Below are 23,240 nucleotides of genomic sequence, written 5' to 3'. Positions count from 1 at the left end.
ATCATTTGTCTTTTTTATTTTTCCAGTCCTTTTGCTGCTATCTCTTAAGACAGTCTTTTTTAGTTCATTAAATTTTTTTTATTACCCTGAAAAGTAAGGTATGATAGAGGATATCTAAAAAAGCTGTCGAATATGTTTTAACATACTTATGTTTAATCACATTTAGCTTTGGGTAAATCTAAGGTATGGAGGAGGGATACATCATGGATTGGGCAATACTCTTGTACATAAGTGCCCTGATAGCAGCTGTTGCGTTTGCTGTACTCGTTATTTTTCTTGTTCGAACACTGCGATCAGCAAATCGTACACTTGAGCATACGGCTAACACCGTTGCCAATTTAGAGAAACAAATTAATGGCATCACAAGTGAAACGGAGCAATTGCTCCATAAGACCAACCGCTTGGCTGATGATATTCAACAGAAATCAGAAGCAGTAAACACCATGTTTACATCGGTTAAGGATTTGGGTCAATCGGTTTCACAGTTTAATCAATCAATTCGACAAGTATCAAATACCGTTTCAAGTCAAACGGTTGAACAATCAGAAAACATTGCTAAAGCTGTTAATTGGGGGACTACGGCCCTTGATTTGTATACAAAGTTTAAGCTGAGAAAGCAGCATCTCAACGAACCAATAAAAACACAAGGAGGAAATGAAAATGGGAGATATGAATACTAAGGATTTTCTAATTGGTACACTAATTGGAGGAATTGTAGGGGCAACCACAGCTTTATTTTTAGCTCCGAAATCTGGTAAAGAGCTTCGTAACGATTTGGGAGAGCAAGCTCAAATGGCAAAAGCAAAAACATCAGAGTTCACTTCAACTGCATATGATAAAGGAAACGAATGGGCAACGATTGCAAAAGAAAAGTCTAATAACATTGCAAAAACAGTATCAGATCAATCAAGTCAAGTAGCCGATAAAGTAAAAGAAGTAGCTAACACTGTGAAAAATGATGCTAGCCAAACAAAAGATGAGGTTGCATCTCTTACAGAGGATTTAACTAGTGAACTTAAGGATTCTGGTCAAAAAGTATCCGCAACGGTAAAATCTGAGGTTGACGATTTAGAGAAGAAACTAGAGCAAGAAAAGAACAAAATGAACTAACGTAACGATAAATTTAAAATGAAAGACTGATGATTCGGTAGAATCATCAGTCTTTTTTATATGATCATCTTTAGCAGAAGTGGAGACGTAGACTCTGGAGCAACGATTTTGCGTGTAAGAGGCTGACGTTGCCCCCATTGAAAGCGAAGTCCTCACTGTAACGGCATCCTTTTACTATTTGTGCACAATTCAGTTCGTTAGTTTTGTGAATGAAAGTTCGATGTTATCTCCGTGCTTTAAGCTACTTGTAAATTCTACGGGCTCGTTGTTACAGAGCAATGTAAATGTATGGTTTGATGTAGGAATTGTAAGATCTGTTACTGCAAATAAATCTTGAACGATAAATGGACTAAAATCTATTTCTTTGGTTATAAAGGTATCCATTGAAGTCAGAATCGTATCAGCTGAAACTCTCATACCCTCTTGATAGAGCTCTACTGTTTCTTTCATGAGCTGTATCACTTTTTCATTAAACGTAACAGTGATGGATTGTTCTACATTTCCGAGTTGACGAATTAAGTCTGCTATTGTGACATTAGCTCTTTCATCAGTCGGAACCGAAACAGTAAGATGATCACCCTCAGACAGTTTCTGATCAAAAGAAACTGAACGATGGTTTAACAGCAATGTAGACTCTTGATGTCGAACATTCATGCTTTCCTGATTGACTGTTACTTGGACACCCTTAAAGAATGCTGGTTTGATTTTCATATAAGTTAGTGCGTCCTGTACGGTTACTTTGTTTTGAATCATCACTTCATCACGATCCTGTAAAAAAGCTGATCGATCTGATCGTTGACCATTTTTAAACAAAGCGAAAGCAAACGCTGTTTTTTCGCCATTCACATAACACGTTAACTGCGACGATTCCTCAATTACATCCCCAACTGTCACATGTGGTGGAGAACCATCTTCGCCTTTTTCAATAACAATTGAATCCCCTTCTGATATTGGTTCTGATAAATCCGCTGTCATACCATTTCGTTTAAGTACAGGTGAGGACCCAAGCTGGCCAGGAATCGAAAATAGAGTCCCATTCACTTTAATCACCATCGCCAGACCCGGCTTCCCATGATGTTTTAACACATCCAATCCTGCAGAGACAAGGGCATCACCAACTGTTAATTTCTTTGCATCAAATAAACGTAAATTCATCTGATTCACTTGAACTTGAACGTACTGAATCGGATTTCGTTTTGCGGCAATCGCGATGCCGACTGGAGTAACAAGTTCTGGACCGACTGCTTTTTCATCTGTTGAAACAAAATGTTTTATTGCATCCACGCCGCGAACGGCTACGCGATCTGAGGGAAGCTGTAAGGCGTTAGCTAGTAACTCGGGTAAAAATGGTGTTTGACTTCCTCCTCCTACTAACATCACGGCTCGTGGTGGTTTTCCATTCAACCGCAAGATCTCATCTGCAATTTTATGAGCTAGTTCTTGAATAGAGGGTTTAATGGATTCAAATAAATCCGTTGTTGTATACTCAGTGGTTAACCCTAAGATATCAGTTAGTTGTATTTTCTCAGTTTGAAGTGACATCCGTTTGATTGATTCCGCCTCGGGGAAATCAAGCAAGTATTCATCACTAAGAGCCTCCGTGATTTCATCTCCTGCGGTAGGAACCATTCCATATGCTTGAACCGTACCATCAGCTGTTAACGCAATATCCGAAGTGCCTGCTCCAATATCGACAAGGGCCACATTGAGTCTTCTCATAGAAGTAGGAATTAATACATCGATAGCAGCGATTGGTTCTAGTGTTAATGCTTCTAAGCTTAATCCAACTTCATGAAGAGCTTGAAGTAAGGATTCTACGACAACCTTAGGTAGGAATGTGGCAATGACCTCAATTTCAGCTTGATTACCTGTCTGTTGAAGTAAGCTTCCGATTGGTGTACCATCTAATCGGTATTCCAATACAGAGTAGCCAACACAATCATAACGAGCTGCAGAGGAATGATCCGAATCAAGCGCCAATTGGTATTGAGCTTGTGTGACCGCGCTAAGTTCAAGTTGTGTTAACTCTTCCTTTGTATGTAAGGGGTGTTCATCTAATTGGACACAATAGGTCGCCCGTTTTGTAAGGAGTGAACGGCCGGCAGCTGCCACACACGCTTTTTTTAGAGGGCCATGTCTTTCTTCTAAGCGTTCTTTTACCGTTTGTATGACTGCCGCAACAGCAGGAATATTATGTATCTGTCCATCCAACATCGAGCGCTCTTGATGTTCTATGATTTCAATATCAATTAACGTATGCTGATCGCCTTGCTTTTGCAAGAGCAGGCCTACAACAGAGCGAGTGCCAATATCCAAAGCAAATAAAGTTTGCGAAACGTCCATTTAATCACCTGTTACCTTTCTGTTATGCTGATTCTATTTTACTAGAGTTAGCAGAGAAAAGGTATATAGAATTACACAAAACGCTTTAGTGCTTAAAAGCGTCTAAGAAATAAAGAGAAATGTCGTGACATTCATGAATACATCCTTTATAATGAAGTTAAGTTAAAGAGAACTTATTTTTTGTGAGGAGTGGAGAGTATGAGTAATGAACAACTAGAACAACTACGTTCTGAACTTGATGACGTGAATCTAAAGCTAATGTCTTTAATAAATGAGCGTGCTGGCTTAGTCCAAAAAATTGGCTCAGTTAAACGCGAATCTGGGGTTAATCGTTTTGATCCAGTTCGTGAACGCAAAATGCTTGATCATATTGCTGAGCATAATGAAGGACCATTTGAAACAAGCACGCTTCAGCACTTGTTCAAGCAAATTTTTAAAGCTGGTCTTGAACTACAAGAAGAAGATAACTCTAAAGCATTACTTGTTTCAAGAAAGAGACAAAAGGAAAACACAATTGTTGATCTAAAAGGTGAAACAATTGGAGATGGCCAGCAACGTCTTGTTATGGGACCTTGCGCAGTTGAAAGCTATGAGCAAGTAACAGCTGTTGCAAAAGCAATGAAAGAGCGTGGCTTAAAGCTTCTTCGTGGTGGTGCGTTCAAACCAAGAACATCTCCATACGATTTCCAAGGACTTGGACTTGAAGGTCTTCAAATCTTAAAGCGTGTAGCACAAGAACAAGATATGGTTGTAATTAGTGAGATTGTTAGCCCAAATGACATTGAAATGGCATTGGATTATGTAGATGTGATTCAAATTGGGGCACGTAATATGCAGAACTTTGAGCTTCTTAAAGCAGCAGGTTCTGTGAACAAGCCGGTTCTACTTAAACGCGGTTTGTCTGCAACAATTGAAGAGTTCATTCATGCAGCTGAGTACATTGTTTCTAAAGGAAACAGTCAAATCATGCTTTGCGAACGCGGCATTCGTACGTATGAAAAAGCAACTCGTAACACACTAGATATTTCAGCTGTACCAATTCTGAAACAAGAAACACACTTACCCGTGCTAGTAGATGTTACACATTCTACAGGTAGAAGAGATTTACTTCTTCCAACAGCAAAAGCTGCTTTAGCCATTGGTGCTGATGCAGTTATGGCTGAAGTACACCCGGATCCAGCTGTTGCACTTTCTGACTCTGCACAGCAAATGGACATCCCAACCTTTAACACATTTATTGATGAATTGACAGCATCCGGCTTGTACAAGAATTAATAAATTTATTAAAGCAGCCCCTTCTATTGAAGTGGGTTGCTTTTCCTATGTTTGAGGATTAAAATGGATTGATGAGCTTTTTTGGTAAAAGGAAGCATATTAAATAGTGCCTACGGGAATAACTGTAGTATTATATGAAAACGTTCGATGACTAAGAATAACGAAGAAATATCGGATAGTGTCGAATAAATGCGAAAGACATTGCGGAAGCCTGGTTTGTAGCGTATGATAACAGTACAAAATGAGGACATAAGCATGTTATGAGGAGGATCAATGTGAATACAACGATTTATGATGTAGCGAGAGAAGCTGGCGTATCCATGGCAACTGTATCACGAGTTGTGAACGGAAACCCCAACGTGAAGCCTACAACTAGAAAAAAAGTACTAGAGGCCATTGAACAGCTTGGTTATCGACCGAATGCAGTAGCGCGTGGTCTGGCTAGTAAAAGAACAACAACTGTTGGGGTTATCATTCCTGATATTTCTAGCATCTTCTTTTCTGAGTTAGCACGAGGAATTGAAGATATTGCAACAATGTACAAATACAATATTATTCTTTGTAACTCCGACCAGAATAAAGAAAAAGAAATCCATCTCATCAATACGCTTCTTGAGAAGCAAGTAGATGGAATTGTTTATATGGGTGGAGAAATTACAGAAGAACACGCTGCGCAGTTTAAGCGTTCACCAGTACCGATTGTTCTAGCAGCAACGCTTGATCAAGAGAAGAATTTCCCTTCTGTTAACATTGATTACAAGCAAGCGGCAGAAGATGCGGTTACGACTCTAATTGAAAAAGGGCATACACGTATCGGTATGCTAAGCGGTTCGCTTGATGATCCGATTAATGGATTCCAGAAGTTCGCTGGCTATCGTTCTGCAATTGAGAAAAAGAATCTAGAATTCGATGAGAACCTAATTGTCTTAGGTGATTATACATATGATTCTGGAATCGAGGCCATGGATACCTTCACTAGCATGGAGGACAAGCCTACAGCCATCTTCGCTTCATCTGATGAAATGGCACTTGGTGTCATTCACGGTGCGCAGGACAAAGGCTTTAATGTTCCTGGTGACTTTGACGTTATTGGTTTTGATAACACTCGTTTGTCTGTTATGGTCCGTCCAACACTCACAACGGTTGTACAACCGATGTATGATATCGGTGCTGTATCGATGCGTTTGTTAACCAAGTTTATGAACAAAGAAGAGGTAACAGATCATACGGTTCAGCTTCCACACCGTATTGAATTCAGACAGTCAACAAAGAACGATTAAGGTTGGTGGGTGCGTTGGCTACTAGAATTGGGTTAATTGGAGCAATGGCTGAGGAAATTGCTCAATTACGAGCAGACTTACAGGCAGAGCAGAAACAGGAGCACGCAGGCATCACATTTTATCTTGGCACCATACAAGGGTGCTCCGTTGTCTTATGTCAATCGGGTGTTGGTAAGGTGAATGCTGCTGTTACCACTCAGCTCTTAGCTGATCGCTTTCAAGTGACACATCTTGTTTTTACTGGAATTGCAGGGGCTTTAGACAAACAGCTGAATGTTTGTGACGTTGTCATTTCTGTAGACGCGATCCAGCACGATATGGATGCAACCGCGTTAGGGTTTGAAAAAGGGCAGATCCCGATGCAATCAACACCGTCTTTATTTCAAGCGGACGAGGGATTAATTCACTTAGCTCATCAAGCAGCCACGCGTGTTCTTTCTTGTCAAGTCAAAAGAGGACGCGTTTTAAGTGGGGATCAGTTTATTGCAGATGTTGAGCGTTCCGAGAAGCTGAAAGAGGACTTTACTGGTAGTTGCGTGGAGATGGAGGGGGCTTCTGTTGCTCAAGTAGCATCCATGAATGACATTCCTTTTGTCATTATCCGAGCAATCTCTGATAAGGCGAACGAGGAAGCAACTATGAGCTTTACTGATTTTACGAAGCTTGCAAGTGAACAGTCCTACACACTCGTTTCAGAAATGCTACATTCCTGGAACATCTAGTGTTTTATACAACAGCGAACCATCTAACTGATGGATCGCTGTTTTTTTTGTTAAGACTTCCTCCGCTTCTTCTCATTTCGTATAGCAAACAAAGCCTTCTCAACTGTCTGCTGGTTTCTTGCCGTAATAATCGGTTTTCGAGGGATGGTCGGAAACATAGATGGTTCATCGTGCCATGTAGTAGGCAGAGGCACTTCAGATTTATGTTTCCAACGATTAATCCAATCTGTCGGGATAGGCTGATCCAATACGTGGGTTTGCTCTGTCATCTCTAACCAAATGGAACCCCATGCACGAGGAACCACACGCCAATGATCATACCCACCCCCACCAACAGCGACCCACCGGCCCTCACAATACTCATGTGCTAGTTCATGAGCAAGCTTAGGAATAAAATGAAAGCTTTTAAGAGAAGTATGTAAATGGGTGAGGGGGTCGAGATAATGTGAATCTGCACCATTTACCGTCAGAATGATATCAGGTTTAAAGAATTCAACGGCTTCACGGAATGCGGTCTCGTAGCTAGTGATAAATGAGTCATCCTCTGTAAAGGCTTCCAATGGAATATTCAGCTTAAAACCATACCCAGATCCAGCGCCTCTCTCCGCAATACTACCGGTACCTGGAAAAAGATAGCGACCCGTTTCATGAACACTCAAAGTAAATACGTCCGGATCATCATAGAAGGACCACTGCACACCGTCACCATGGTGTGCATCAGTATCCACATATAGCACACGAGCCTGATAATGTTGCTTTAAGTATTCAATGGCGATCGCAGAGTCATTATAGATACAAAAACCCGATGCCTTCCCACGAAATCCATGATGTAAGCCACCACCCAGGTGTAAGGCATGGGTATACTCTCCGTTCATCACTGCATCAACGGCTGCTAATGTACCACCTACTAAATAAGAAGCTGCATCATGCATCCCTAAAAATAGAGGAGTATCATCTGTTCCTAGTCCGTAGTTTCTCGCCTTATCCGCACTGAGCTGATTAGCTCCTGCAAGCTTAACGGCTTCAATGTAGGCGGAATCATGAACATACGCTAGTTCCTCTTCTGTTGCTTTTCTTGGTTCGAGAATGCTTGTTTGATCTAAACTACTGCACGCTTCGAGTAAGTCCTTTGTTAATGTAAGTCTTAGAGGATTAAACGGATGCTTATCGTGAAAGTGATAAGCGTGCTCCTCACGGGAGTACACATAGCAAGCGTCAGCTTTCTTCATATGAATCTCCATTGAGTTGTGGACCACGTACAGTGAAACCAGCTTTTGCTATCGCGGAAATGACCTGCCTGGCATCTATTGTCTGCGCACGGAATAAAAGTGTCTTAGTTTGTTCCTGTTCAGATGGATAAACCATAACACTATGAATGTTAATATCTAGCTCTTTAAAAATGTGTGCAAGATCTGCTAATTGACCTGGACTATTATTCACTTCCACATCAATTTGTGTACTTGGCTGATCTGCCCCCATAAATTCAACTAGCGTATGAAGCAGCTCTGTTTCTGTTACCATTCCAACGAGCCGGTCATCTTCAGTAATCGGGAGACATCCAATATGGTATAAATAAAACACAGATGCAACTTCCTGGATTAAATCTTCTGGTTCAGCTGTAATGATATGTGTAGACATCAGAGAAGAAACGGGTTTAAGTAAATCCTGGTCATCCGAATCTTGTGCAAATATTGAAGGTCTAGCGTCACGAATATCTCGATCTGACACAATTCCTTGTATATGACCCTGATCATTAACGATAGGAATATGTCTGATTCGGTTCTTTTCAAGTAAATGAAGCGCTTCCTTAATCGTGTGAGTTTCAGACAATGTCACAACATTACGCTTCATAATATCTTTTACTTTCATGTGAACAAGACTCCTTTACCTAAGTTAATTAATACATAAATCGATTGTGAAAACGTAGTTGATCAAATTGTTGAACCGATTCTTGTCCTACATTTGAACCAATTCGAGCCATCAGACAATTGGCAGGGTGTGAACTGATCTCAGGATCATCTGTTGCAAACCAGACGAGCCCACCAGCACCCATCATTTTTTCCATCACTTTTCGATATTCCCATACATCTAACCCGCTACCTTTTAAATCCCAATGCCAATAGTACTCGGTTGTAATAATGATATAGTTCTCCATCTCTGCATCAAGCATAGAGAGAGAGACAAGGTTTTTGCCAGCTGAAACCCCGCGATAAGCAGGAGCGATCTCAATGGCTCCGAGTTCTAATAGATTCTCCATATTCCCTTCTGACCAGCGCTCCATGGGATCCGGGTAAAGAAATGTGACATATCCAACAACCATGTCACCATCAACTACGACGTTAATCCGACCCTCAGGCAATTCAACAATTTCAAGCAACGCTTCTTTCTGCTTTTTTGCAGGTCGAAACGAGTTGAGGTCTTCGTGAAATGCATAGGATGCGAGCATGTCCTTAGAGATAGGACCTTCGATTAATAATTGTCTATCTTGAAACGAAATCAGTCTAGAATGGTACGTTTTGATATGATTCATATTTGTTCACTCACCTTTTAAGGCTGATACGTTCATTATACACAATTCTAACATGCCACGAGAGTATGAACGAATATTATGAACAGTTTTTTTATTATAACTGTAAACCCTTACTTTCTATTTGTGTATTTGAAAAACGTATATTATACTAATGTTAATTCATTACAGAAAGGAAGAGACATATGAAATTGCAAGCGCTTCCACCTGAAAACGGGCATTATAATCTAGAAAACTATGAAACTGAATACGAATCGTTTGATTGGAGTCATGTTGAAAAAGAGTTCTCCTGGAACACTTCTGGCAAAGTAAATCTTGCCTATGAGGCCATTGATCGTTTTGCAGAAGGGGATAAAGCAGATAAGACTGCTTTACTGTATAGTGATCAAAAACGAGATGAATCATATACATTTAAAGAAATGCAAGCCTACTCAAACAAAGCAGGGAATGTATTAAAAGAAGCAGGAGTTAAGAAAGGAGATCGTGTTTTCATCTTTATGCCACGTTCTCCAGAATTGTATTTTGCATTATTTGGAGCCATTAAACTGGGCGCGATTGTCGGGCCTTTGTTTGAAGCATTTATGGAAGGTGCAGTCAGAGACCGTCTAGAGGATAGTGGTGCAAAAGTCTTGGTGACGACACCTGCCTTAATGGAGCGAGTTCCTTTTGAAGACTTACCAGATTTGAAAAAAGTATTAATCGTAGCTGATGAATACGAGGCTTCTGGCAATTATGTTCATTTTAATTCAAAGCTAGAGCAGGCTTCTGACCAGCTCTCCATCGAATGGGTTGATCGCGAAGACGGATTAATTCTACATTATACATCCGGCTCAACCGGAAAACCAAAAGGCGTTCTTCACGTACACAATGCGATGCTGCAGCACTATCAGACAGCTAAATGGGTACTAGACTTAAAAGAGGATGACATCTACTGGTGCACAGCAGATCCTGGCTGGGTAACTGGTACATCTTATGGAATCTTTGCCCCATGGCTTGCAGGAGTGACAAATGTGATTCGAGGGGGGCGCTTCAGCCCAACGGATTGGTATGAGACGCTTGAAAAGAATAAAGTGACGGTTTGGTATAGTGCGCCCACTGCGTTTAGAATGTTGATGAGTGCAGGGGACGAAGTAGTGAAGAAGTATGACCTGTCCAGTCTGCGTCATGTTCTAAGTGTAGGAGAACCCCTTAACCCCGAAGTCATTCGCTGGGGTTCAAAAGTATTTAACAAGCGGATTCACGATACGTGGTGGATGACAGAAACAGGTGCTCAGCTTATCTGTAACTATCCATCTGTTGAGATTCGCCCAGGTTCAATGGGTAAACCAATCCCTGGGGTTCAGGCAGCAATAATTGATGATCGTGGGAATGAGCTTCCACCAAATCGAATGGGGAATTTAGCTATTCGCAAAGGCTGGCCATCAATGATGAGAGAAATTTGGAACAACCCACAAAAGTACAACAGCTACTTTGAACTTGAAGGCTGGTATATCTCTGGTGATTCTGCGTATCAAGATGAGGACGGGTACTTCTGGTTCCAGGGGCGAATTGATGATGTCATTATGACGTCAGGTGAACGGGTTGGACCATTTGAAGTAGAAAGCAAGCTGATCGAGCATCCAGCTATTGCTGAGGCTGGAGTGATTGGTAAGCCAGATCCTGTCCGCGGTGAGATTATAAAGGCCTTTGTTTCCCTGAGAGAGGGCTATGAGATCTCTGATGAATTAAAAGAAGAGATTCGTGTGTTCGTTAAAGAAGGCTTATCCGCTCATGCCGCCCCGCGTGAGATTGAGTTCCGTAAAGGACTTCCTAAAACAAGAAGTGGGAAAATTATGCGTCGCGTGTTAAAAGCGTGGGAGCTTGATTTGCCAACAGGTGATTTATCAACAATGGAAGACTAAGAGCAAACAGCTCGAAGCCGAATGACTCACTAAGTAGAGTCATTCGGCTTCTTATCTGTTTTAGGAAGGTTTATTTGACCTTGTCAAGAACCTGCATAACACGCTCGCTATGCTCTAATCTCTTGATTGCTTGATCAAGATCCTCATTTTCAATCATTGCTGCAAATGAAACAAACTCATCATACATACGATGTGTTGAGTTCTCTGAACGAACAAAAGTAGAGTCTCCTCCATATTCGTTTAAAGTAAAAGATTCTACATGATTTGCAGAGTGTTGAATATGAATAGACCCTTTGTTTCCTTGAATATTTATAGAAGGTGATGCTGAGCTATCCTTAGCTCCGATACAGACGGACTTAAAGGAGCCATAATCCATAATGAGAATTCCAGATGTATCTATTCCGTTTTCATTGTTAGGGAAATACTGCACCTGGTCTGGCAAACCAAATAATCCAACAACAAAATGAATACAGTAAATGTTGATATCCATGAGTGCGCCACCAGCCATAGAGGGATCAAAAACAGGATGAATGATACCATCTTTAAAGTCCTTGTATCTAGACGAGTATTGAGAATAATTACACTCAATGACCTTAATATCGCCTAATTTAGGAAGGGAACGTTTAAGCGCTATATACTGCTCCTGATATTGGTTAGAGATGGCTTCAAGTAACATGAGCTGTTGTTGACAAGAGAGTTCTTGTAATTCATTGAATTCATTCAGAGTCGATGTAAAAGGTTTCTCACAAATCACGTGTTTCCCTTGAAGTAATGCTTTTTTTGCATACTCATAATGTAAATGATTTGGTAAGCCAATGTACACCGTATCAATTTGCTGATTATGAAGCATATCCTCATAATTGACATAGGTTGTTTTGATTGAATGCTTATCTTGAAGGGTTTGAACTTTTTCCTTTGATCTAGCATATATTCCTTCAACTGCAATGGTAGAAATGTCAGAAACAAAGCTTAACAGATCATGAACAATCATCCCAGAACCTACGATACCTAGTTTCATTCGGAGCACCCCTTAATCCCTGTTTCAAGTATGTCCATCACACCTAATGTTTCAAAATCTTTAATAGTTCCTTCTTCTCGATTCACAATCATCTTGTAAAAATCATCATACACTCTCGCATAATCGCCTTTTTCAGAAACAACCTTTTCTTCATGGTAGACACCTGCCTCATCAATATATGTGAGTGTCCCGTAGTGCTGAGGAAGGTCTAACCCAAAGTCAGGATGATCCTTAGGTATATAAAATAGCTTTAAATGCTCCTCTTGACGATCTTCTGTTTCTTTTATAAACACTCCCTTTGTTCCATAAACCGAAAATCTAGGTCTTGACTTGATGCGGAAAAAGCTTGATTTAATGGATACTTTTAAAGGGGAATCATAATAAAGGTCAAGGTCAAAATAGTCGTTCATTCTACCTGGTCCAAGTAATTGACGTACATCATAATGGACAGCTTGAGGTTTACCGAACATCGAAATTACTTGATCAATGGTATGAACGCCATGCCCATATAAAAAGCTATTTGTTGGGGAGAAGCTCTGAACTGACAAAGGTGTTTCTGGTCGGTAGTAATCATAGTGCATTTCAATCTCTACTAGGTCTCCAAGCACTCCAGAATCAATCACTTTTTTCGTTGTTAAAAAGTCTGAATCATATCGCCTGTTCTGGTAGCACTGCACATGAAGATTCCTTTCTTTGGCATACTTAAAAATAGATTCGGCTTCTTCTTTTGTTTGCATAAATGGTTTTTCAACGAGTACGTGCTTTCCATGATCTAGTGCAAGCTTTGTTAAGTCAAAGTGTGAATTCAGATGCGTACATACTACAACAGCTTGAATCTCTTGATCATTTAGCAACTCAGATAGCTGATCTGTATAGTTAACTGAAGGAACGCGAGCCCAATCTTCTTTTGACAAATCACGAGCATAAATCGTTTTTATATTTAGGTTATCCCTATTATGCGAAAAAGGAAGATGATAGCGATTTGTACTTTTCCCATTACCGATATATCCAATAGTTAGCATCATGTGACTCCTTTATGGTTTTCCTATATTATAAATAGAAAAAGCTTATAAACGTGGGTTTACAGCCATATTGGTATAAATCATCATTATTGAATCATTAATCATAAAAGGCTTAAACATTTTGTTCATTGTTAGATAGAAGGAAGTGACTTTATGCGAATTTTAGATCAATTAGAAGAGAAAGAAGGATTTACCACTAATGAAAAAAGTATTGCCGAGTATGTGACGTCCGAGGGGGAGAATGTACTTTACTTAACTATTCAAGAGCTTGCACAAAAAACATACACATCTCATTCGGCGATTATTCGATTTGTTCAAAAGTTAGGGTTAGCAGGTTACAAAGAATTTACCATCAAACTAGCTCAGGAATTACAAAAAGAAAATAAGCAAGAAACAAAGACAAACCCTAATTACCCATTTACTCCAGATGAACAGCCTATAGAAATAGCAAAGGAACTTGCTAATTTAATGTCTTATGTTGTGCAAAAGACGTATCATTTCCTAGAAGACGATACACTCGAAAAAGTGTCTAATCTGATAAACGATTCAAAGCAAATTTTCATCTATGCGCTAGGGGATTCACAAATTCGCGCAAAGAGCTTCCAAAACAAAATGATTAAGATTAATAAATATGTAGTGATCGCGACAGAGCTATCTGAGTGGTCTTATCATTCAACGAATCTGACTCCATCAGATTGTGCAATTTTCCTTACATATCATGTGAAATCAAAAGAGCTAATTAGAGCAGCCAATTATTTAACTCAAAAAGAAGTTCCTATTATTTCGATTACAGCTACAAGTAATAGTGAACTCACCAATCAAAGCACACATACAATCTTAGTGCCAAATGAGGAAGACAAGTTCTCCAAGATTGGAACCTTCTCTTCACAAATCTCATTTGAATACGTATTAAACACCATCTATTCATGTATATATAAGCTGGATTATGATCGTTATAAACAAAGTCTGAGTGATGCGGCAAGGTCAGCGAGTGGAGAAGTAGAAGAGTGAAGAGAGGAGTATTTACACCTATTGTACCCGTATTCATTTGCGGTGTAGCTATGATTATTTTCAGTTTAAGCTGGTTATCAAGTTCTATATTAAGAAAATTTCCTAAAATTGAAGAAGCTCGTTTGTTTCCGAATCACTTATCTGAAAAAACATGATAAACAAAAAGAGTTGGACAGCGACCTTAGTCCAACTCTTTTTTATAGATCCGATACCGTCTTCCGATATTGTTCGGGAGTGATTCCTGTCAGTTGTTTAAAGACTCGTGAGAAATGGGATGGGTACTTAAAACCTGTTTGGTACCCAAGCTCCGTAATACTAATCGATTCATCAAGCATCATATGAACCTTCGCTTGATTAATACGTTTCTGATGGAGATACTTAAAAATCGTTACCCCTGTAATTTCTTTAAAAATCTTAGAGAGGTAATATTTGCTCAAGTGCAGTTCTTCTTCTAGCTTTTCTAAATGAAAGTCCGTATGATAGTGCGTTTCAATTAGAGAGATTACCTTTTGAACATGACGTTCTTTTTCCGTTTGCCGGAGCATCTTCTGAGAAAGTGGCTCCTGATAGTATGGAAATAGAAAACTTAGTAAATCCATAAATAAGAGTTGAAAACGAAACGAAGCGACTTCTGTATCCTTCTCCTTACACGCCATCATCGATGTAAGATAGTGCTCCACCTTTGCCTTCTCCTCACCACGAAAGGACAAGTGAAGAGAAGAAAGGGACGTAAATGGATCCACTAATTTCTCCATATTCATTGGAGCGAGAAGGGTCTTAAAATACGTCTGATCAAAATGAATGGTTGTTCGAACGTACGCATGGTCAGCAAAAAGCTTTGGACGATGAAGGGTTAAGCCGTTCATTAAAATTAAATCACCCGCTGCCAAATGAAAAATACGATCTCCTACTAAGTACGTACATTTTCCTTCATGAAAATAAAATAACTCAGCCTCCTGGTGCGAATGAAACGCCACCTGATAGGTGTGATTCTGCAAGTAATTCATGGAAAGATGAGGGATGTGATACGAATTTGTATTCATCCAGGCTATTCCGACGGGTGAATGATTTCAGCTTGTTCTTGAGCAAGCAGACATAATTCAGCTGCTTTAAATGCATGTTCTTGTGTCATCGCGTTTTCTGTTCGCTGGATACAATCAAGAATCAACTCACCAAAAAACGGGAAGCCAACTTTGCCAGCAACGGGTATATGCTGTTCTCCATCATCATTTACAAGATAGATATGATCTCCTGCCGTATCTTTTGCAACATCTATATACTTACGAACCTCAATTGTCCCTTTTGTACCAGTTAAGAATAAACGTCCATCGCCCCAAACACCTAAACCATCTGGAGTGTGCCAGTCAACACGGAAGAAATGAGTTGCGCCATTTTCTCCAACCAATGTTGCATCTCCGTAATCCTCAAGCTCAGGGTACTGTTTGGATGAGTAGTTCGCTACTTTGCTGTGTAATACGGTCGCGTCTGAGTTACCAGTAAAATAAAGAAATTGTTCGATCTGATGGCTACCGATATCACATAGAATGCCACCATATGAGTCTCTCTTAAAGAACCAGTCAGGGCGACTAGGTGCATTCAACCGATGAGGGCCAAAGCCTGTGACTTGAATGACGTCTCCAATTGCGCCTTCCTTTACGAGCTGCCCAGCATAGACAGCAGATTCTACATGTAGACGTTCGCTATAATAAACCATATATTTTTGCTTTGTTTCTTGCACAACCTTTTTAGTTTCTTCAAGCTGTCCAAGCGTAGTGAATGGTGTTTTGTCCGTAAAGTAATCTTTTCCATGCTTCATAACACGGTTGCCAAGGGAGCTTCGTTTATTAGGAATAGCAGCTGCAGCAACTAATTGAATAGAAGGATCTTCTAGAATATCGGCTTCAGTCGTGACACATTCAACCGATGGAAATTTAGATTTAAGCGCTTTCATTTTTTCGGGATCTGGGTCGTAAACCTTTGATAAAATGGCTCCTGCATCAACCAGTCCTTGACACATCCCGTAAATATGACCATGATCTAAGGCCATCGCAGCAAAATGAAACGTATTTTCTTCTACCACTCGTTTCGGTTTACCCTTAGGTGCGTAGTTCATTCCATCGTTTCGATTCATATGCTCCTCCTTTTTAATGAGTCCCTTTGACGTTTAGTGATTGCTTAGTTGTGTTCTTTTCATATGTTGATTGAGAGATCTGTTCGTTCAGTTTTCTAGCATATAACTCTTCATCAATCGGAAGGGTTACCCACTCGTCTGTCCATGTAGACAGCTGCATAGCATTTGATAAAGTGAGGCCAATAATGCCTTCATTCCCAGGTGCGACCAGTGGTTCACCATGCTGAATTGCGTTCACAAAGTTTTGAGTGATGCCTTCATGTGCTAAATTGATTCCGGGTGTTGGGATTTCACATTTCCACGATTCTGGCGTGCCAAACCCACCTGTATACCGTTCATTAAATGTCGCTTCTGATTCTCTTAACCGCCAAAAGCTAAGCGTATCATGCTCAATTACCATCTTTCCACGGTCACCGGTCAGCTCAAGACGATTCGTTCCAGGAGCTTCTCCTGTTGTAGTAACAAATACGGCTGTTGCTCCATTCACATATTCAGCATAAGCCGTTACATCATCTTCTACTTCAATGGTACGATACTTTCCGAAATGGCAGAAGGCTCGAATTCTTGCTGGAATCATATCAGTCAGCCAATACATGAGGTCGAGTTGATGGGGGCACTGGTTAATCAAAACACCACCACCTTCGCCTTCCCAGGTAGCGCGCCAATCACTAGAATCATAGTAGCTTTGCGAGCGGTACCAATCTGTAATAATCCAATTGATACGTCTTATGGACCCAAGCTCATTTGACTGTACCATTTCTCTTAGCTTTTGATACAAAGGATTCATACGTTGATTATACATCATTGAAAAAACCAATGTGCTTTTTTTAGCTTCCTCGTTCATTTCGCGCACTTGTTTTGTGAAGACTCCAGCTGGCTTCTCCACAAGCACATGCAACCCTTGCCTAAATGCTGTGATGGCTAGGGAAGGATGACTGTAGTGTGGAGTAGCAATAATAACCGCATCCACTACATCTGATTGAAAAAAAGCATCCTCATCAGAAAAAATAGTCACTTGCTCCTCCGAATATTTGTGTTCAATTTCTTTAATACGATCGACTCGCTCCTCGAGAATGGCCGTTAATGTAGCACCTTTAATCCGATCTTCATATAGGTAGTCTGCGTGAGCACTCCCCATATTGCCTATTCCAATGACACCAATACGAGTTATCTCAGACATCTAGTCACCCCTTTAAGTGTATTACTGTTAGTGTAAAGGAATTTGCCATATGGTACTTTGTTCTGATTAATGAAAGTGGAAGGTCATTTATACGAGGTTGTTCTCTGGAATCAAAAAAAGACGAGCATCACATGGATGTCTCGTCTTTTTATTGCTTTAATCCTGATCAGATTCTTCGTCTGATGAATCCTCTTCATCATTGTCGTCTGAATCCTCTTCATCCGTCTCATCATCTTCATCATCGGCTTGCTCTGCTTCATCATCGGCTTCGTCTTCAGCCGACCAATCACCAGCTCGAGCAATATCAGATGCACTGGATTCGTTACCAACTGAATCAACAGCTGTTACGTAATAGGCATACGTTCCATTTCCAGCATTGTAGGTTGTGGAGTCATTGCCTTTTACAGATTGAACCACTTTAAAGTCATTACTTCCGTTGTCCGCACGATAAATACGGTAACCAACAATATCACTGGCATCATGCTTTGCCCAGTTTAAGGAGTCACCACTAACTGAAACGCCAGATACCTTGCCTGGTGTATTCCCATTATCAGGCGCTTCTTCGTTACTGACCACACCATTTATCGAGTCAGGTAAATAAGAAGAGATATCTCCAACGCCAAATAAATCGCCTGAAACGGACAATCCTCGTTCTGTAAATTCATCAGGAGTATTGCTGCGGGCCTTGTAGTTTTTTCCGTTAATCGTTACATAGCGCTCTGACTTTAAGTTGTCAGTAGAATTCGGTAGATATTTCGAATTAAAAAGATCCGTTGTAACGAGATCTGCCTCTTCACAAGCTTTAGAAGGGGAGGTACCAGTTAAACTACAAATTTTCTTCGCCACGATGCCTTCTGGTTGCTTAAATGAACCGGAAGGAGCCATAAGCTCAGAGTCTGCTTTGTGGGCTGCATTTGCGATACTCGCCCAAATCTTTTGGTTTCTTGGACCATAGCGAAGGCCGTTTACGGTTTGTTCAATTGGATATTCAGAATCGTACCCAATCCAAACACCAAGCGTCACATTTGGGTTGGTCGCCATAAACCAAGAGTCACGAACGCTTTGCGTTGTCCCCGTTTTACCAGCCCAATCTGCACTAAAGTTTAAGTAACCTGGAACGCTGCTTGCTGTTCCGCCGGGCTTAAGCACATCGCGCATCATATCTAAGGTTAGATAGGTGGTTTGAGGCGTGAACACGTCTGTAACTTTTTCTTCGTGTTCGTATACCACGTCTCCATCGGCTTTTTCAATTCGATCAATCATATACGACTCCACGCGTTTTCCGCCATTACCGAATGTGGAATATGCGTTTGTATTTTCTTCAACGCTTATGTTGAGAGTTCCTAGCACAGTTGACTCATATGGTAGTTCTTCGTTTGCTAAAGGAATACCTAGATTCAAAAGCGTTTCTCTTGCTGTCTCATGAGGAACCATAGCCTGTGCACGAACGGCTGGAACGTTTCTGGATTGAGCAAGTGATTTTCTAACGGATTGTAATCCTTTATGCCCAAGATCAAAGTTCTTTACTGGATCTCCATTTGTTTTATAGTTCATCGGGGTATCAGGAATAACCAACCCTGGCTGTATCGCACCAATTTCCATTGCTGGAGCATAACCAAGCAGTGGTTTCATCGTTGAACCCGTTTGTCGGTTTGCTTGGGTTGCATGGTTAAACTGCTTATCCGAGCTACCTTCCTCGCGCCCTGCTACAAAACCGATAATTGCACCCGTTTTATTTTCTTGGAGAACAGCTCCGACTTCTTCGATTTCACCTTTTTTCTCAGGACCAAAGAGGCTATCATCCTTCACTGCATTTTGCATCTCATCATACACATCTTGGTTGATCGTTGTATGAATCCTGTATCCGTTACTAGAGAGCTCATTTGTAGCCGCCTGGTAGTAAGCATCAAGTGTCTCAGCTCGCTTAGCATCACTCATTTCATCGAGGTTTACTTTATCTTCTTTCATCTTCTCTTCAACGACAATTGGCGTCGCTCTTCTCATGACCTCATATGTCAGGTAATGATACTTTTCAGTAATCGGCGGCGTACGTTCTGTGAAGTCGCCTGCAATATCATAGGCTAACGCTTCTTGTAATTCTTCATCTGAAATGTAGCCCTCTGAATTCATGCGAGTAAGAACAGTATTCATTCGGTTTAATCCAGGATCAATGGATTCTTTTACTTCACCTGTTGAAGTAAACGGAGTATATCCGAATGGACTTTGAGGAAGTCCGGCAATAAAGGCTGACTGTGCTAAGTTTAGATCCTTAGCATCAACACCGAAGATCCCAGTCGCTGCAGATTGCACACCTGCAATTTGGTTCCCAGATGCATTCCGTCCGAATGGCACTACATTTAGATAAGCCTCTAAAATATCTTCCTTACTCATAAAGTGCTCTAAACGCATAGCAAGTAGAATCTCCGTTGCTTTTCGGTCAAAGGAAACTTCACTTGATAAAATTTGCTGCTTAATTAACTGTTGAGTTAACGTACTCCCACCTGTTTGGGTTGAAGCATTTGCAAATTCTTGATATGTAGCACGTAAAATCGCCTTAGGGACAATCCCTTCATGCTCATAAAAATATTCATCTTCTGTCGCAACAATCGCCTGCTTAACATAATCTGATATGTCATCTAAGGCCACTTCATGTCGCTCTAAATCTGACGGTAACTCACCCATGTAGGTGTCACCAGCAAAAAAGACCTGACTGGTTTCTTCATAATTATGAATTTTAGTCGTCATCTCTTCCGCATTCTGCAGTGGCTCATCCATTACTAATGAAGCAAAGTAACCTGCTGCAGTACCCCCAACAAAAAAGAGTGACATCAATCCGAAAATAATAAAAAGCAAGAATAGGTTCCAAAATACTTGATAAGTAATGCCTACTTTGCGGAATAATTGAATATCATCTAGTTTTTTATATAGTAGGTGTATTCTCTCTTTCAAACGAGAAAACATGGACATAACATACCTCCCTAAATAATCAGAAACAGTATAGCATAGGATTAGATCAGATGAAATGCTATCAGAGAAGGTTTCTTGTATTTATTGACTATGTCATCTGTTTGTGTTAAAACTGTAACAATTGAATGAAATCACAAGCGCGGAAGGGTCGGAGTATTTCAGTACACATCGATTAAAGAGAGCTGGCGGTAGGTGCAAGCCAGTACGAGATGCTGAAAGAATTACAGCCTGGAGCTTTTTCTTTGTGTAGAAGCAAAGAACGGTGAATGCCGTTATAGACTGAGTGGGAAAGCACATGCTTTTCAACAAGGGTGGTACCGCGATAACCTCGTCCCTTTTTTAGGAGACGGGTTTTTTTGTGTGCAAAAAGAGATTAATCGGAGGGTGAATGGTATGGCTGAGTCCAAAAGAGAGTTAACAGCAGAGCAAAAGCAATTAGTTGATACACAAGTGAAGGAATTAATGCGTGGGGTCGTTGAAATTGCGCCTGAACACGCTTTTAAAGAGAAAATTGAACAATCAGTAGCAACAGGTGTCCCACTTAAGATCAAGCTTGGAATGGATCCTTCTGCACCAGACGTGCATATTGGTCATACGGTTGTTCTACACAAGCTGCGTCAGTTCCAAGAATATGGCCATGAAATTCAGCTTTTAATCGGTGACTTTACTGGTCGTATCGGAGATCCAACTGGAAAGTCTGAAACAAGAAAAGCCTTAACAAACGAACAAGTAATGGAAAATGCTAAAACCTATGTGGAACAGTACAGTAAAGTGTTAGATATGGACAAAGTCACTCTTATGTATAACTCGGAGTGGTTAAAAGTACTAAACTTTGAAGATATCATCAAGCTTGCAAGTAACTTAACGGTCGCTCGCCTGTTAGAGCGTGATGACTTCGAAAAACGCTACAAATCTCAGCAACCCATCTCCATCCATGAATTTTTCTACCCATTAATGCAAGGATATGATTCAGTTGCAATGAAGTCTGATATCGAAGTAGGGGGGACAGATCAGAAATTCAACCTACTCATGGGACGTCAGCTTCAAGAAGCATACGGACAAGAAAAGCAAGTTGCGATGACTCTTCCATTAATTGAAGGACTGGATGGCGTAAGAAAAATGTCTAAGTCCCTTAACAACTACATCGGAATTGACGAGGCACCAAACGAAATCTTTGGTAAGTCCATGTCGATCCCTGATGAACTCATGGTGAAATACTTTAGACTAGCAACGGATCTTCCATTAGAAGAAGTAGACATTCTAGAAAAGGGCTTAGCAGAGGGCTCCATCCACCCGCGTGATGCCAAAATGAATCTTGGTAGCAAACTTGTTGAAATGTACCACGGACAAGAAGCAGCCAAAGAAGCTAGAAGCTACTTTGAGACCGTGTTCCAAAAGAATGCATTACCAGACGATATGCCAGTCGTGAAATGGGAAAAGGATGCACAAATTGGCATCATCGATCTAGTTGTAGAACTTGGACTCCTTCCATCAAAAGGAGAAGCCCGTCGTATGATTCAAAACGGTGGCGTGAAGATGAACGAAGAAAAAGTAACAGATATTAAAACAGAAGTAACCATCACTGACGGATTAATTGTGCAAGTCGGGAAGCGTAAGTTTGTGAAGATTACGCTGTAAGAGTAGTGGGAGAGGCAGCAACCTTTTAAAGAGGGTTGCTGTTTTTTATATGAAAAAACCTCAACTTGTTGGGTAACAAGTTGAGGTTCGTTAGCAGCTTAACGAGAGTAGAACTCAACGATAAGAGCTTCAGTGATTTCAGCAGGAAGTTCAGTGCGCTCTGGAAGACGAGTGAACGTACCTTCTAGTTTTTCTGCATCAAATGTTACGTAAGCAGGTACGAAGTTGTTTACTTCGATTGCTTCTTTAACTGCAGTTAGGTTACGTGAAGTTTCACGAAGACCGATTTGTTGACCTGGTGCTACGCGGAATGATGGAATATCAACGCGCTTACCTTCAACAGTAACGTGACCATGGTTAACTAGTTGACGAGCTGCACGACGAGTGCGAGCAAGACCTAGACGGTACACAAGGTTATCTAAACGAGACTCAAGTAAGATCATGAAGTTCTCACCGTGGATTCCGTTCATTTTACCAGCAATATCAAATGTGCGACGGAATTGACGCTCATTTACTCCGTACATGTGACGAAGCTTTTGCTTTTCTTGTAATTGTAATCCGTACTCAGAAAGTTTCTTTCTTTGGTTTGGACCGTGTTGACCTGGAGCGTAAGGACGCTTTTCTAATTCTTTACCTGTTCCTGTAAGTGAAATCCCAAGACGACGGGATAACTTCCAAGATGGACCTGTATAACGTGACATAAGGTGAATCCTCCTGTTATTTTGAATGTTGCAAAATAACAACCTCGTGGCAATCTCCTAGACTAGACGTTCTATTTTCATGTACCTTCGCTTCGACAGCAGGAAGTTACGCGGTACACCTCAAATACGCAGCCGCTTCGAGGAATAGAATCAATCTACACTAAGCTTACCTTGGCTGTCTCATTTCACACAAACTTGATTATATCTAGAATTGTATCAGAAGTCAATGACTGAAACGGTCAATGCCTCACTATATAAGAAAAAAGTCATAGCAATTTGGAAGGTATTGCATTATAATCAATCTATATTCTTACAAAATATTTAAACTATTTATGATTCTTAACAAAAAAGCTGTGTTCAAACGAATAATGCGGGTTTATGTCAGTCTAAAGTAAGGTATTTGTATACATAGAT

General features: G+C 40.6%; 19 protein-coding genes and 1 other annotated feature. Of the genes, 8 read left to right on the top strand and 11 right to left on the bottom strand.

Annotation, left to right across the window (positions count from 1 at the left end; translation table 11 throughout):
- The first annotated feature begins 203 nt into the window (after positions 1–203).
- Complete coding sequence (locus ACQKKO_RS12360) at positions 204–680, top strand: DUF948 domain-containing protein (RefSeq protein ID WP_498647595.1); 477 nt, start codon at positions 204–206, stop codon at positions 678–680.
- Entirely contained in the window at positions 661–1,110 is a 450-nt protein-coding gene (locus ACQKKO_RS12355) for a YtxH domain-containing protein (protein ID WP_498647593.1), read from the top strand. Before ACQKKO_RS12360 ends, ACQKKO_RS12355 begins: the two co-directional genes overlap by 20 nt.
- Before the next feature lie 189 nt (positions 1,111–1,299).
- On the opposite strand, the gene ACQKKO_RS12350 is transcribed toward ACQKKO_RS12355, so the two are convergent.
- Entirely contained in the window at positions 1,300–3,453 is a 2,154-nt protein-coding gene (locus tag ACQKKO_RS12350; protein ID WP_498647591.1) for a cell division protein FtsA, read from the bottom strand.
- Between the two features lie 198 nt (positions 3,454–3,651).
- Between ACQKKO_RS12350 and ACQKKO_RS12345 the strand changes: the two genes are divergently transcribed.
- The 3 genes from ACQKKO_RS12345 (at position 3,652) to ACQKKO_RS12335 (ending at position 6,730) form a co-directional block, all read left to right on the top strand.
- On the top strand, positions 3,652–4,728 hold the full coding sequence (locus ACQKKO_RS12345; protein ID WP_498647588.1) for a bifunctional 3-deoxy-7-phosphoheptulonate synthase/chorismate mutase: 1,077 nt from the start codon (positions 3,652–3,654) through the stop codon (positions 4,726–4,728).
- A gap of 275 nt (positions 4,729–5,003) precedes the next feature.
- Positions 5,004–6,008, top strand: a complete 1,005-nt coding sequence (gene ccpA, locus ACQKKO_RS12340; protein WP_498647587.1) for a catabolite control protein A — start codon at positions 5,004–5,006, stop codon at positions 6,006–6,008.
- A gap of 14 nt (positions 6,009–6,022) precedes the next feature.
- Complete coding sequence (locus tag ACQKKO_RS12335; protein ID WP_498647585.1) at positions 6,023–6,730, top strand: 5'-methylthioadenosine/adenosylhomocysteine nucleosidase; 708 nt, start codon at positions 6,023–6,025, stop codon at positions 6,728–6,730.
- 50 nt (positions 6,731–6,780) lie between these two features.
- Here the strand turns inward: ACQKKO_RS12335 and ACQKKO_RS12330 are convergent, their stop codons facing one another.
- From ACQKKO_RS12330 to ACQKKO_RS12320, 3 genes are read right to left on the bottom strand one after another with little or no spacing between them, the layout of a single operon-like run.
- The gene (locus ACQKKO_RS12330; RefSeq protein ID WP_498647584.1) at positions 6,781–7,959 is read right to left on the bottom strand and encodes an acetoin utilization protein AcuC; all 1,179 of its coding nucleotides are present in this window, start codon (positions 7,957–7,959) and stop codon (positions 6,781–6,783) included.
- The gene (locus ACQKKO_RS12325) at positions 7,946–8,599 is read right to left on the bottom strand and encodes a CBS and ACT domain-containing protein (protein ID WP_498647582.1); all 654 of its coding nucleotides are present in this window, start codon (positions 8,597–8,599) and stop codon (positions 7,946–7,948) included. Before ACQKKO_RS12325 ends, ACQKKO_RS12330 begins: the two co-directional genes overlap by 14 nt.
- Positions 8,600–8,627: 28 nt before the next feature.
- Positions 8,628–9,260, bottom strand: a complete 633-nt coding sequence (locus ACQKKO_RS12320; protein ID WP_498647580.1) for a GNAT family N-acetyltransferase — start codon at positions 9,258–9,260, stop codon at positions 8,628–8,630.
- Between the two features lie 182 nt (positions 9,261–9,442).
- On the opposite strand from ACQKKO_RS12320, the gene acsA reads away from it, so the two are divergent.
- The gene (acsA, locus tag ACQKKO_RS12315; protein WP_498647579.1) at positions 9,443–11,158 is read left to right on the top strand and encodes an acetate--CoA ligase; all 1,716 of its coding nucleotides are present in this window, start codon (positions 9,443–9,445) and stop codon (positions 11,156–11,158) included.
- Positions 11,159–11,228: 70 nt separating this feature from the next.
- Here acsA and ACQKKO_RS12310 read toward each other — a convergent pair whose 3' ends face one another.
- Together ACQKKO_RS12310 and ACQKKO_RS12305 are read right to left on the bottom strand one after the other, a co-directional pair.
- Positions 11,229–12,176 carry a Gfo/Idh/MocA family protein gene (locus ACQKKO_RS12310; protein WP_498647577.1) on the bottom strand — a complete coding sequence of 316 codons (948 nt, stop codon included), beginning with the start codon at positions 12,174–12,176 and terminating at the stop codon, positions 11,229–11,231.
- Positions 12,173–13,198, bottom strand: a complete 1,026-nt coding sequence (locus tag ACQKKO_RS12305; protein WP_498647574.1) for a Gfo/Idh/MocA family oxidoreductase — start codon at positions 13,196–13,198, stop codon at positions 12,173–12,175. Before ACQKKO_RS12305 ends, ACQKKO_RS12310 begins: the two co-directional genes overlap by 4 nt.
- A gap of 153 nt (positions 13,199–13,351) precedes the next feature.
- Here ACQKKO_RS12305 and ACQKKO_RS12300 point away from each other — a divergent pair, with 153 nt between their 5' ends.
- Positions 13,352–14,209, top strand: coding sequence for a MurR/RpiR family transcriptional regulator (locus ACQKKO_RS12300; RefSeq protein WP_498647573.1), 858 nt, complete (start codon positions 13,352–13,354; stop codon positions 14,207–14,209).
- A gap of 197 nt (positions 14,210–14,406) precedes the next feature.
- Here the strand turns inward: ACQKKO_RS12300 and ACQKKO_RS12295 are convergent, their stop codons facing one another.
- From ACQKKO_RS12295 to ACQKKO_RS12280, 4 genes are all read right to left on the bottom strand, one after another.
- A complete protein-coding gene (locus ACQKKO_RS12295) occupies positions 14,407–15,252 on the bottom strand; it encodes an AraC family transcriptional regulator (RefSeq protein WP_498647571.1) in 846 nt (281 codons plus the stop codon).
- Between the two features lie 5 nt (positions 15,253–15,257).
- Complete coding sequence (locus tag ACQKKO_RS12290; RefSeq protein ID WP_498647570.1) at positions 15,258–16,340, bottom strand: Gfo/Idh/MocA family protein; 1,083 nt, start codon at positions 16,338–16,340, stop codon at positions 15,258–15,260.
- Between the two features lie 13 nt (positions 16,341–16,353).
- Complete coding sequence (locus ACQKKO_RS12285; protein ID WP_498647568.1) at positions 16,354–17,520, bottom strand: Gfo/Idh/MocA family protein; 1,167 nt, start codon at positions 17,518–17,520, stop codon at positions 16,354–16,356.
- A 156-nt stretch (positions 17,521–17,676) separates the two neighbouring features.
- Positions 17,677–20,487, bottom strand: a complete 2,811-nt coding sequence (locus ACQKKO_RS12280; RefSeq protein WP_498647565.1) for a transglycosylase domain-containing protein — start codon at positions 20,485–20,487, stop codon at positions 17,677–17,679.
- Positions 20,488–20,618: 131 nt separating this feature from the next.
- Positions 20,619–20,826, top strand: a binding site (T-box leader).
- Positions 20,827–20,880: 54 nt separating this feature from the next.
- Between ACQKKO_RS12280 and tyrS the strand changes: the two genes are divergently transcribed.
- Positions 20,881–22,125, top strand: coding sequence for a tyrosine--tRNA ligase (gene tyrS, locus ACQKKO_RS12275; RefSeq protein WP_498647563.1), 1,245 nt, complete (start codon positions 20,881–20,883; stop codon positions 22,123–22,125).
- Positions 22,126–22,223: 98 nt separating this feature from the next.
- On the opposite strand, the gene rpsD is transcribed toward tyrS, so the two are convergent.
- Positions 22,224–22,826, bottom strand: coding sequence for a 30S ribosomal protein S4 (gene rpsD / locus ACQKKO_RS12270; RefSeq protein WP_498647561.1), 603 nt, complete (start codon positions 22,824–22,826; stop codon positions 22,224–22,226).
- Between the last annotated feature and the right edge of the window lie 414 nt (positions 22,827–23,240).

This window comes from Alkalihalobacillus sp. NPDC127517 (genome assembly GCF_050276055.1).
In the GTDB taxonomy this organism is placed as follows: Bacteria; Bacillota; Bacilli; order Bacillales; family Bacillaceae_D; genus Alkalicoccobacillus.
This window is presented reverse-complemented; position numbering and strand designations above follow the sequence as displayed.

Excerpts from the sequence above, each read along its gene's own strand:
- ACQKKO_RS12360 (WP_498647595.1), top strand. The coding sequence starts at position 204 with ATGGATTGGGCAATACTCTTGTACATAAGTGCCCTGATAGCAGCTGTT.
- ACQKKO_RS12355 (WP_498647593.1), top strand. The coding sequence starts at position 661 with ATGGGAGATATGAATACTAAGGATTTTCTAATTGGTACACTAATTGGA.
- ACQKKO_RS12350 (WP_498647591.1), bottom strand. The coding sequence starts at position 3,453 with ATGGACGTTTCGCAAACTTTATTTGCTTTGGATATTGGCACTCGCTCT.
- ACQKKO_RS12345 (WP_498647588.1), top strand. The coding sequence starts at position 3,652 with ATGAGTAATGAACAACTAGAACAACTACGTTCTGAACTTGATGACGTG.
- ACQKKO_RS12330 (WP_498647584.1), bottom strand. The coding sequence starts at position 7,959 with ATGAAGAAAGCTGACGCTTGCTATGTGTACTCCCGTGAGGAGCACGCT.
- ACQKKO_RS12325 (WP_498647582.1), bottom strand. The coding sequence starts at position 8,599 with ATGAAAGTAAAAGATATTATGAAGCGTAATGTTGTGACATTGTCTGAA.
- ACQKKO_RS12320 (WP_498647580.1), bottom strand. The coding sequence starts at position 9,260 with ATGAATCATATCAAAACGTACCATTCTAGACTGATTTCGTTTCAAGAT.
- acsA (WP_498647579.1), top strand. The coding sequence starts at position 9,443 with ATGAAATTGCAAGCGCTTCCACCTGAAAACGGGCATTATAATCTAGAA.
- ACQKKO_RS12310 (WP_498647577.1), bottom strand. The coding sequence starts at position 12,176 with ATGAAACTAGGTATCGTAGGTTCTGGGATGATTGTTCATGATCTGTTA.
- ACQKKO_RS12305 (WP_498647574.1), bottom strand. The coding sequence starts at position 13,198 with ATGCTAACTATTGGATATATCGGTAATGGGAAAAGTACAAATCGCTAT.
- ACQKKO_RS12300 (WP_498647573.1), top strand. The coding sequence starts at position 13,352 with ATGCGAATTTTAGATCAATTAGAAGAGAAAGAAGGATTTACCACTAAT.
- ACQKKO_RS12295 (WP_498647571.1), bottom strand. The coding sequence starts at position 15,252 with ATGAATACAAATTCGTATCACATCCCTCATCTTTCCATGAATTACTTG.
- ACQKKO_RS12290 (WP_498647570.1), bottom strand. The coding sequence starts at position 16,340 with ATGAATCGAAACGATGGAATGAACTACGCACCTAAGGGTAAACCGAAA.
- ACQKKO_RS12285 (WP_498647568.1), bottom strand. The coding sequence starts at position 17,520 with ATGTCTGAGATAACTCGTATTGGTGTCATTGGAATAGGCAATATGGGG.
- ACQKKO_RS12280 (WP_498647565.1), bottom strand. The coding sequence starts at position 20,487 with ATGTCCATGTTTTCTCGTTTGAAAGAGAGAATACACCTACTATATAAA.
- tyrS (WP_498647563.1), top strand. The coding sequence starts at position 20,881 with ATGGCTGAGTCCAAAAGAGAGTTAACAGCAGAGCAAAAGCAATTAGTT.
- rpsD (WP_498647561.1), bottom strand. The coding sequence starts at position 22,826 with ATGTCACGTTATACAGGTCCATCTTGGAAGTTATCCCGTCGTCTTGGG.